This window comes from Oscillatoria sp. HE19RPO (assembly GCF_024220515.1).
Taxonomy (GTDB): domain Bacteria; phylum Cyanobacteriota; class Cyanobacteriia; order Cyanobacteriales; family Laspinemataceae; genus Laspinema.
On the sequence record NZ_JAMXOT010000086.1, the window covers coordinates 1 to 10,219 of the forward strand.

Annotated in this window: 7 protein-coding genes; 4 read left to right on the forward strand and 3 right to left on the reverse strand. The window is 47.9% G+C overall.

Features of this window, described 5'->3' with window-relative positions; translation table 11 throughout:
• Nucleotides 1-137 precede the first annotated feature (137 nt).
• Both NG833_RS08675 and NG833_RS08680 read right to left on the reverse strand, forming a co-directional pair.
• Nucleotides 138-1,976: an ATP-binding protein gene (locus tag NG833_RS08675; protein ID WP_254564895.1), complete on the reverse strand. Its 1,839-nt coding sequence runs from the start codon at nucleotides 1,974-1,976 to the stop codon at nucleotides 138-140.
• A gap of 117 nt (nucleotides 1,977-2,093) precedes the next feature.
• On the reverse strand, nucleotides 2,094-2,324 hold the full coding sequence (locus NG833_RS08680) for a hypothetical protein (protein WP_207089162.1): 231 nt from the start codon (nucleotides 2,322-2,324) through the stop codon (nucleotides 2,094-2,096).
• Between the two features lie 669 nt (nucleotides 2,325-2,993).
• Between NG833_RS08680 and lepA the strand changes: the two genes are divergently transcribed.
• The 4 genes from lepA to NG833_RS08700 all read left to right on the forward strand — a co-directional run bounded on the left by lepA (nucleotide 2,994) and on the right by NG833_RS08700 (nucleotide 7,574).
• Entirely contained in the window at nucleotides 2,994-4,805 is a 1,812-nt protein-coding gene (gene lepA, locus NG833_RS08685; RefSeq protein ID WP_254564896.1) for a translation elongation factor 4, read from the forward strand.
• 166 nt (nucleotides 4,806-4,971) lie between these two features.
• Complete coding sequence (locus tag NG833_RS08690) at nucleotides 4,972-5,904, forward strand: UDP-glucuronic acid decarboxylase family protein (RefSeq protein WP_254564897.1); 933 nt, start codon at nucleotides 4,972-4,974, stop codon at nucleotides 5,902-5,904.
• A gap of 22 nt (nucleotides 5,905-5,926) precedes the next feature.
• A complete protein-coding gene (locus NG833_RS08695; protein ID WP_254564898.1) occupies nucleotides 5,927-6,067 on the forward strand; it encodes a hypothetical protein in 141 nt (46 codons plus the stop codon).
• Nucleotides 6,068-6,194: 127 nt separating this feature from the next.
• A complete protein-coding gene (locus tag NG833_RS08700; RefSeq protein ID WP_254564899.1) occupies nucleotides 6,195-7,574 on the forward strand; it encodes a UDP-glucose/GDP-mannose dehydrogenase family protein in 1,380 nt (459 codons plus the stop codon).
• A gap of 124 nt (nucleotides 7,575-7,698) precedes the next feature.
• Here the strand turns inward: NG833_RS08700 and NG833_RS08705 are convergent, their stop codons facing one another.
• Complete coding sequence (locus NG833_RS08705) at nucleotides 7,699-9,870, reverse strand: helix-hairpin-helix domain-containing protein (RefSeq protein WP_254564900.1); 2,172 nt, start codon at nucleotides 9,868-9,870, stop codon at nucleotides 7,699-7,701.
• Nucleotides 9,871-10,219: the final 349 nt, after the last annotated feature.

A 10,219-nucleotide genomic window follows, 5' to 3' on the forward strand; every position in this document is an offset into this window, starting at 1 on the left:
CAAAAAATAAAACCTTCAAAAAACCCGCAGGCTCAAGCCTGGAGGCTCACAGGACAAAGCGGTGCCTGCGCGGGCTAAAAGAGCCTTGTTAGGTGCGATCGCATCAAAGCAAGGATGATTTATTTGTTGGAATCCCCTTAAAGCAACAAATCCAGGGACTCGGAGTTTGGGGTGAAAATCATCACAGGCTTTTGATAAAGCAAGACGGTAAAAGTCACCGTGGAACCAAGTCCCTCACCCATGCTATAGAAATTCACCTCTCCTCCCATTGATTCGATCAGCCGTTGGGAAATCGCCAATCCTAATCCGGTCCCGCCATATCGCCGGGTTCGTTCCCCATCGACTTGAGAAAACGATTGAAACAGCTTATCTTGTTGATCCAGAGAAACGCCGATACCCGTGTCAGCAACCGCAATGGAGACCATCCCGGGAAATTCTTGGTTTTGAAAAAATACCGGGTATTCCATGAGTTCAGCGGTAATGGTGATTCCCCCTTCATGGGTAAACTTAATGGCATTTCCGACTAAATTGAAGAGAACCTGTAACAACCGTTGATAGTTCCCATAGAGAATAATTTCATCTTCCGTGTGGGGTTTATAAACCTGGAAACTTAAATTTTTTTCCTGTCCGTGAGCGCGAGCATGATTCTCAATTCCGGTTAACAGTTCATCCAGTTTCACCGGCACTAAATCCAGTTCCATTTTGCCTGCTTCAATTTTGGCAATATCCAAAACATCATTAATTAAATTGAGCAGATGGACGGCACTGCGATAGGCTTCTTTAATAAATTCTTGCTTTTCTTCTTCATCTTCTGCCATATCATCCACGATTAACTTCAGGAACCCGATGATGCCATTGAGGGGGGTCCGCAGTTCATGGGAGGTATTGGCGAGAAACTGACTTTTGAGCTGGGAAATTTCTTCAGCTTTTTGACGAGCTTCTTCTAATTCTTGATAGAGGGTGGCATGAGCGATCGCCGTGCCGACTTGTTCGGCGAGTTCCTGGACTAACTCAATTTCGGCCATACTCCAGGGACGCAACGGGGAAGTTTTAGCCGATTCAGTCCCATTGGCATTGCCTGCTTGGTTCGCGAGGATGCCGGGGCGATCGAGACAAATTAAGCCATTGGGGCGATCTTGGTAGCTCGTCGCCACCACTAACATCGACTCAGGTTCCGAGGCGATCGCCTCTTGAGCACCCACAATCACCGCCGTTTGAGTCAGCAACACTTGATTCAAACCCGGATGCTCCGCGAGATAGAGGTCCCGACCTTCTAGGGGCGTTAACGGTGGTGTAATGTACTCAGCCACCACCCGCACTTTCGGGCTTCCCGGCTGGTAAGGACAGATCAGACAACGGCTGACCCCCAATGCCAATCCCAAACCGTTAACGGTTTCGTTCCAGATCGTATCCAGGTCCAGGGTGCGCCGGATCTTGCGCGCCATTTCCCCGAGCAGTTTTTGATAGAGTTCCGACCCCGGAGGCAGAGTCCGGCGAATACTGCTGACAATGGTACTGAGGAATTTTTGATGCAGATCTAAGTGATTCGAGGCGACTGCCTGGGGATTGCCTTTTTGCTCCTCCTGACCCCATAGGAGCGCATTAGGCAGTAACCGTCCGATCGCCAGCACTTCGAGGGGTTCTCCTTGAGGGGGAAAAATCGGACTGATCGCCAGTTCAAATAAAAAGTATTGATCGCCATAGCGAAACGGATAGTTAAACCGCTCAGGAATCCGGGAGTTTAACACCCGCTCCACCCGTTCTAAATAAGGGGTGATGCTTAAGGGTTTAAACCGATCTCCCACGAAAGTGCCGATGATTTCCTGGGAATTTAACCCGTAATTCTCAGCATTTGACCAATAAAATCCTCGATATAAACCCGAGGCATCTTGAGTAAATGCCAGTTGTGCTCCTAGCGATCGCAACCAACTAGAATCATTGGACGTAGGATAAGCAGGAGGTGTAGAGTCATTCACGGCACGGGAAAAATCATCACCGAATAGGGCATCACCAGGGTTTCAAAACCCACTCTGTTTGCACATCCACAAGCGCAGGCCATTCATAAGTGCCCCGACTAGAACAGGCATCGAGTCTCAATCATTCCACTCTCCACGGGGGGGAACCGGAGGGTTGCGGGTTAAATTGCGCGTCAATTCATCATCGCGAGTGGTGTCCCCGCGTAACCATTGTCGCAGGGCGGTTTCGATGACTTTGCTCGGGTCGTTGGTCAAATGACTGACGCGATCGAGCAGTTCGGGATCGATATGGATCGAAATCTCTACTTTTTCGGGGTTGCGACTATATTGCACAGCCTGATCGTTCATACGGTTCTAAATTTCTAAACTTGGGTATAAGGTTACACGGCTCTGGTGAAAGAGTGCCGGTTCAAAATTCAAGTTCCGCGCACTCAATACGGCTCGGGTGAGTCGGCAGTTAACAACCGCAGGAGAACTCGGGTGCATCAGGACCGGAGCATTCCTGGAAGGTCATCCTATCTATTGTACGATGCTGCTTCCAATCTATCTACTGAGATTGAGCCATCTTGTGGGATCCCGGGATGATTTTCGGGGTTCGTTAGCCTGGGTGCGATCGCCAGCCATCACTCCTACCTAACACTGGGTTTGTAGCAAACTTAAGCAAGGGTTAGACTCTCTTCAAGTCCCTACCCGGCTGCTGGCCTGCTCACCCTTGAGGGCTTGAGTTGGGTTTCAAGCCAACCGGCTGACAATGGGCCGTAGCCGGTTTAGAGCCTCGATGCTATCACAGAATCAAATCCTCTCCCTGCTCACGGTGGAAATGCGATCGTCCGATCGCCAATGGGGAAACCGATCGCCGGGGGACCGTCTGCACCCGAAAAGTATTAAAATGTGTTAAGAAATAGGGTGAAGGCAAGGGAATCGCCAAAGTCTGAGTGACCGGGGGTGACGACTCTTGTTAAAACCATATTGCCCATTGCATCCGCCGCCTATCGCACCGATAACTGACAAAAGCGTATGACCGACGTTCCTGTATCTCGCATTCGTAACTTTTCAATCATTGCTCATATCGACCACGGAAAATCCACCTTAGCCGATCGTCTCCTCCAGGTGACGGGCACCGTGGAAAAACGGGCCATGAAGCAACAGTTCCTCGATAATATGGAACTGGAACGGGAGCGCGGCATTACGATTAAGCTGCAAGCGGCCCGGATGAACTATCAGGCCAAAGATGGGGAAAAATATGTCCTCAATTTAATCGATACCCCGGGTCACGTGGATTTTTCCTACGAAGTCTCCCGATCCCTGGCCGCTTGTGAAGGGGCGCTGTTGGTGGTGGATGCTTCCCAAGGGGTTGAGGCCCAAACCCTGGCTAACCTTTACCTGGCCCTGGAATATGATTTAGCGATTATTCCAGTTTTGAATAAAATTGACCTGCCCGGAGCAGAACCGGACCGGGTTAAAAATGAAATTGAACAAATTATTGGTTTGGATTGCTCCAATGCCATTCTCGCTTCCGCCAAAGAGGGAGTCGGGGTGGATGAGATTTTGGAGGCGATCGTTAATCGGATCCCCGCCCCTAAAGATACGGTGAATGCCCCCCTGCGCGCCTTGATTTTCGATAGTTATTACGATGCCTATCGCGGGGCGATCGCCTATTTTCGGGTGATGGATGGCACCCTCAAAAAAGGCGATCGGGTCCGACTCATGGTCGCCGGGAAGGAATATGATGCCGATGAAATTGGCGTCCTCTCCCCCACCCAACACCCCCTAGATGAACTCCACGCCGGGGAAGTAGGCTATCTCGCCGCTGCCATCAAAACCGTCGAAGATGCCCGGGTGGGCGATACCATCACCCTCGCTCAACACCCGGCAGAAACCCCCCTCCCGGGCTACACCGAAGCCAATCCAATGGTCTTCTGTGGCCTATTCCCCACCGATGCGGACCAGTTCGAGGACCTGCGCGAAGCCCTGCAACGCCTCAAACTCAATGATGCCGCCCTCTCTTATGAACCGGAAACCTCCAGTGCGATGGGGTTTGGCTTCCGCTGCGGATTCCTGGGACTGCTGCACATGGAAATCGTCCAGGAACGCCTAGAACGGGAGTATAACCTGGATTTAATCACCACGGCCCCCTCGGTGATTTATCGGGTGACTAAAATCAACGGAGAAACGGTCTATGTTGATAATCCCAGTCTCCTGCCCCCTCCTCAAGAACGGGATAAAATTGAGGAGCCTTATGTGCGCGTGGAGATGATTACCCCGGAAACCTATGTGGGGGCTTTGATGGAACTCTGTCAGACTCGCCGTGGGGAGTTTACGGATATGAAGTACCTGACCCCGGAACGGACCACGCTGGTGTATGAGTTGCCGTTGGCGGAGGTGGTGACGGACTTTTTTGACCAGATGAAGTCGCGATCGCGCGGGTATGCCAGCATGGAATATCACGTGATTGGCTACCGGGAAAATCCCTTGGTGCGGATGGATATTCTGATTAAAAACGACCTGGTGGATGCCCTAGCGATGATTGTTCATCGGGACAAAGCTTATGTCATGGGTCGCGCCTTGGTGGAAAAACTTAAGGAACTGATCCCCAGGCATCAATTTAAGGTCCCACTCCAAGCCTCCATTGGGTCTCGGGTGATTGCCAGCGAAAATATTCCCGCCCTGCGTAAGGATGTGTTGGCAAAATGTTATGGCGGGGACATCTCCCGGAAGAAGAAACTGCTGAAAAAGCAAGCCAAGGGTAAGAAACGCCTCAAGGCGATCGGGACCGTCGATGTCCCCCAGGAAGCATTTATGGCTGTCCTCAAGCTCGATCGCACTTAAAACCGCGAGTTTTAAGGGTTTTATAACAAAACGTAAAGTTTTAATTAACTTTGCTTCAAAAGCGCCCTTTTAGGCGCTTTTTTTGTTATTTTAAGAAAGAAATTAACGGGATGCCCGGTTTTGCTCCGATGGCTCTGTCCTTTCTAACTCTAAGTAGCTTAAAAGTATGAGAATATTGGTTACGGGGGGTGCCGGTTTTATCGGTTCCCATCTCATCGATCGGTTAATGGAACAAGGCCATGAGGTGTTATGCCTTGATAACTTTTTTACGGGCGATAAGCGAAATATCAGTAAATGGTTGGGAAATCCCTATTTTGAACTGATTCGCCACGATGTAACAGAACCGATTCGGTTAGAAGTTCAGCAAATCTATCATTTAGCTTGTCCTGCATCGCCGGTTCACTATCAGTACAACCCGGTAAAAACCATTAAAACCAACGTCATTGGTACCATGAATATGTTGGGACTCGCCAAGCGAGTCAAGGCGAGAATTTTAATGGCTTCTACCTCGGAAGTCTATGGGGACCCAGACGTGCATCCTCAAACCGAAGACTATCGGGGAAATGTCAATACGATTGGAATTCGGAGTTGTTACGACGAAGGAAAACGAGTGGCCGAAACCCTCTGTTTTGATTACCATCGCCAAAATCATGTAGATATTCGGGTGGCTCGAATTTTTAATACGTTCGGGTCGAGAATGTTAGAAAATGATGGACGAGTGGTGAGCAATTTTGTCGTCCAAGCCTTGCGGGGAATTCCTTTAACCGTCTATGGCGATGGTTCCCAAACTCGGAGTTTCTGCTATGTTTCTGACTTAGTAGAAGGATTAATGCGGTTGATGAATGGCGAGCATATCGGTCCCATCAATTTGGGGAATCCGGATGAATACACGATTTTACAACTGGCGGAAAAAATTCAGAAAATGGTGAATCCGGATGCCTCCATCCAATTTAAGCCTCTTCCCCAAGATGATCCGCGCCAACGCCAACCGGATATCACCCTGGCGAAAACTTGGCTGGGATGGGAGCCAAAAGTTCATGTGGATGAAGGATTGAAATTGACCATAGAAGATTTTCGCGATCGCCTGATAGTTAAGTAACCGAAAGGGGTAATCTCTCCTTATGAGAATGATCTTCCTAGGGAGTGGAGATATTGCCCCAAATGGGATAGAGTATAATCGCGATGACGTTAGGGTGCAGCATACAGAAAATGGACAGAATGAAGGAGCAGGGAAGCTAAAATCAGCGATCGCCTATAATTGAAAGTTAGGATGAAATCACCGGGGGACAAAATTAGGGATTCCCAGGCATTTATCCCCCCATCCATTTCAAAAGATTTTCCCCCTTCTTCATGGGACTGACTTCTATAAATTTGCAGGAGATACCTTATATGCGCGTTTGTGTTATTGGTACCGGATACGTTGGGTTAGTGACTGGAGCTTGTTTAGCATACACAGGTCATCATGTGATCTGTGTGGACAATAATGAAGAAAAAGTCAAATTAATGAAATCCGGACGGTCCCCAATTTATGAACCGGGACTGTCGGAAATCATGCAGGAATCCTCGGAATCCGGACGCTTAGAATTTACCACTGACTTAGAATATGGCGTCTCCCACGGTGAGATTTTATTCATTGCCGTGGGTACTCCTCCCCTCCCCACCGGAGAAAGTGATACCCGCTATGTAGAAGCCGTAGCGCGCGGCATCGGAGCTCATCTGGATAAAGGGTATAAAGTCATCGTCAATAAGTCCACGGTTCCCATCGGTTCCGGTGACTGGGTAAGAATGATTGTCCTCGATGGCGTCACCGAACGGCATCAACAAGAAGGCAGTAAAGACGAAACTGCCAAACAACTCGGTGTGGAATTTGATGTGGTCAGTAATCCCGAATTCTTGCGGGAAGGGTCAGCAGTTTATGATACCTTTAATCCCGATCGCATCGTCCTGGGGAGCAACAACCAACGCGCCTTAAACATGATGGAAGAACTCTATCAACCCATCATCCAGCGCAAGTTTGCCGAAGATGCTTCGTTACCCCCGGTTCCGGTAGTTTTGACGGACATTAGTTCGGCAGAAATGATTAAATATGCCGCTAATGCTTTCTTAGCGACAAAAATTAGCTTCATCAACGAAATCGCCAACGTTTGCGATCGCGTTGGTGCCGATGTGGTGCAAGTCGCCAAAGGCATGGGTCTCGACTCTCGCATTGGTACCAAATTCCTGCAAGCTGGCATCGGTTGGGGGGGGTCTTGTTTCCCCAAAGATGTGTCCGCAATGGTGCATACTGCCGATGACTACGGCTATGATGCTCAGTTACTCAAAGCGGCGATCGAAGTCAACAAGCGTCAGCGTCAGATTGCCATTGAAAAATTGCAGCATGAACTGAAAATTCTCAAAGGCAAAACCGTGGGATTGTTAGGATTAACCTTCAAACCCGATACCGACGATATGCGCGATGCACCGGCTTTGAATTTAATCGAACAACTCAACCGTCTCGGTGCGAAAGTGAAAGCCTATGACCCGATTGTGTCTCAAACTGGCATTGGTCAGGGATTGAGTGGGGTGTTGGTGGAAACCGATCCAGAACGCTTGGCTGATGGATGTGATGCTTTAGTTTTGGTCACGGATTGGCAACAATTCCTCAGTTTAAATTATGAAAAAATGGCGAAACTCATGAACCATCCGGTGATGATTGATGGTCGTAATTTCCTCAATCGTGAACAACTGCAAAAAGCTGGATTCCGCTATGTAGGAATTGGCCGGTCTTAAGTGTTAGGGATTAAGCCACAATTGGCGGGGGGTTTTACCCCCGCTAGGGATTTTTAACCACTGATTTCACGGATTTTCACAGAGGAGGATTTTCACGGAAGGAAGAGAGGAGATGGGGGGGAGATTATTTTAGATAGATTAGGAGGTTTAAGCCGGGGATGGTTCGGGAGAGGGTCCAGAGGAGGAGGCTGAGATAGAGGAGGCCGAGGGTCCATTGATACCAGACTAAGCTGGAGATGATGCCGGGGAGATGTTCGTCTCGCAGGCGGATGTCATTGAAGCCGAATTTTAGGAGGTTATTGAGGCTGAAATCATAGTAATTTAGCCAGTTCCAGCGGCGGTTCCAGAGGAGGGGAAGATAGCGTTCTCTCATGGCAGGAAAGCGGGGGATGATGGGTAAGCGTCCGATCGCCAAGCGGAGTTGGCGCATTCCGGTATCTTCTACGAAATAGCTGGAGTCGATGAGGTTATGATAGCGGCCTTTTTTGTAGAGGATGATGATTAAAAGGGTGGGGATGGGGATAATCAGAATTCCTAAGCAGGTGAGGGTTAATAAGGGTTCGCTACTGGTGCGAATAATGGCGAAGATTCCAATACTGGCTAATCCTAGGCAAGTGGATAGCATCCAAGGGGTTTCAAAGGCGGTGGGAATGATGGGTTTGGGAAGGATGCGCCGATAGCGATCGATGAACCAAAATAAAACACTGAAATAGGCGATCGCCACTAATCCTACACCGAAAATGAGCCAAAAGCTGGTTCCGTAGCGCGTCAGTAGCAGGAGTACACTTAATCCTAACCAATGGATGGCGGTTCGGAACCAACCGGGGAGAGAGAGGGGTTCACCGGCAACGGCGCGATCGCGTAACTGGATATAAGTTGCTAGGTCAATTTCTGGGAGATTCAGGACTTCGCTGAGACTGCCAAAAATGCGCTCATCTTGACTGCGGACAATGGCATTGGCTTGATTTTCTGACAATCCGAGTTTGATTAATTGTCTTCGAGAGGCGGTATTAATATTAATCCCAATTAATTTATGAAATAGATTTTCTTGGCGGAGGTGTTCGGTCAGGTATTCTATTTGATTGGCATCGGCAATTTGTTCTTGTTGACGGAAATTTCGGACTAATTGACGCAGGAGGGTTTCATTACCAGGGAGACTGGGGAGGGAGAGTTTTTTGCCAATTTGGCCGGGGTCGCCAGTAATTCTAGCGGATTCTGAATCAAAGCGCAATCCGGCGACATTGATAGAAGCTGAATTGGCAAAAGTTGTATCACTAAAGGCGACGCGATCGCGCAGACTCGCTTCCCGCAAGTTGATAGACTGATTAAACGCTGTTTCTCGAAAACTGGCTAGATTGCTGAAATTTGTTTCGGTTAAAAATAGAGATTCAGCAAACTTAGCGCGGTCAAATAAAGCGGGATTCTCCCATTGGCAACCACTAAAATCCGCATTGCGATTCCACTGCGATCGGGTAAAATTTGAACCCTGTTTAAACTGGACTTGATTAAAATTTCCCGTCTCCTCAAACCGAGTTGCTTTAAAATTAGCGTTTCCTTGAAATAACCCCTGATTAAATCCTATATCTTGAAAAAAGATGCTTCCCTGAAAGCGTGCTTCTGCGACAAAATTTGCTCCGGCAAAACTGCTGAGTTTACTAAACCGAGTTTCGGACCAATCGGCTAATTTATCAAAAATTGCTCCCATTGCTTCCACGCGATTCAGGAAGAAACTATGGTTAAAATGAACTTCTCCTCGGAAATGAGTGTGAACCAGTTTAATCGGTTCTTGGAAGAGGGTAATTTCCTCTTGATCCGGAGGAACTCCCAGCAGCGATCGCGAGAGTTGACTCAATCTTGCCAACCGGGTGCGATCGCGTTGCAGTTGCGATCGTTCTTGTTCTGAGAATAAGGGTAAAAACGCCTCTCCATAAAGCGGTGCTCTCAATCCCAATTCATTTCCCTCAAAGTCTCCCTGAATGATGGAATAGGATAAATCCAAGGCAATGGGGGTTCCGGACCGATTCAGTTGATTTTGTAACAAAGGGTAAAATTGGTCTCTAAATTCTGCATTACTCGGGGTTAAATCAATCAGGAATTCCCGCAAGTCAATGGTCCGCACTCCTTCAGAGATAATTGGGGAGTTAATTCGTTGTTGTAATTGGTCTAGGGTTAAGACTTCAAGAATTTCTGATTTAGGATTTAATGGGTGATTTTCTGCATAAGCTGGGAGGGAAATAATTGGGTTAAGGATTAAATTTAGAAGAATTATCAGAAATAAAATTATTTGCTTTTTCATGTAAGTTTTGATTATAGAGATATCTCTCCCCAGTTCGTAGTAACGAATTCATTCGTTTCCCAGTTCGTAGTAACGAATTCATTCGTTTCCGAGTTCGTAGTAACGAATTCATTCGTTTCCGAGTTCGTAGTAACGAATTCATTCGTTTCCCAGTTCGTAGTAACGAATTCATTCGTTTCCCAGTTCGTAGTAACGAATTCATTCGTTTTCCAGTTCGTAGTAACGAATTCATTCGTTTCCCAGTTCGTAGTAACGAATTCATTCGTTTCCCAGTTCGTAGTAACGAATTCATTCGTTTCCCAGTTCGTAGTAACGAATTCATTCGTTTCCCAGTTCGTAGTAACGAATT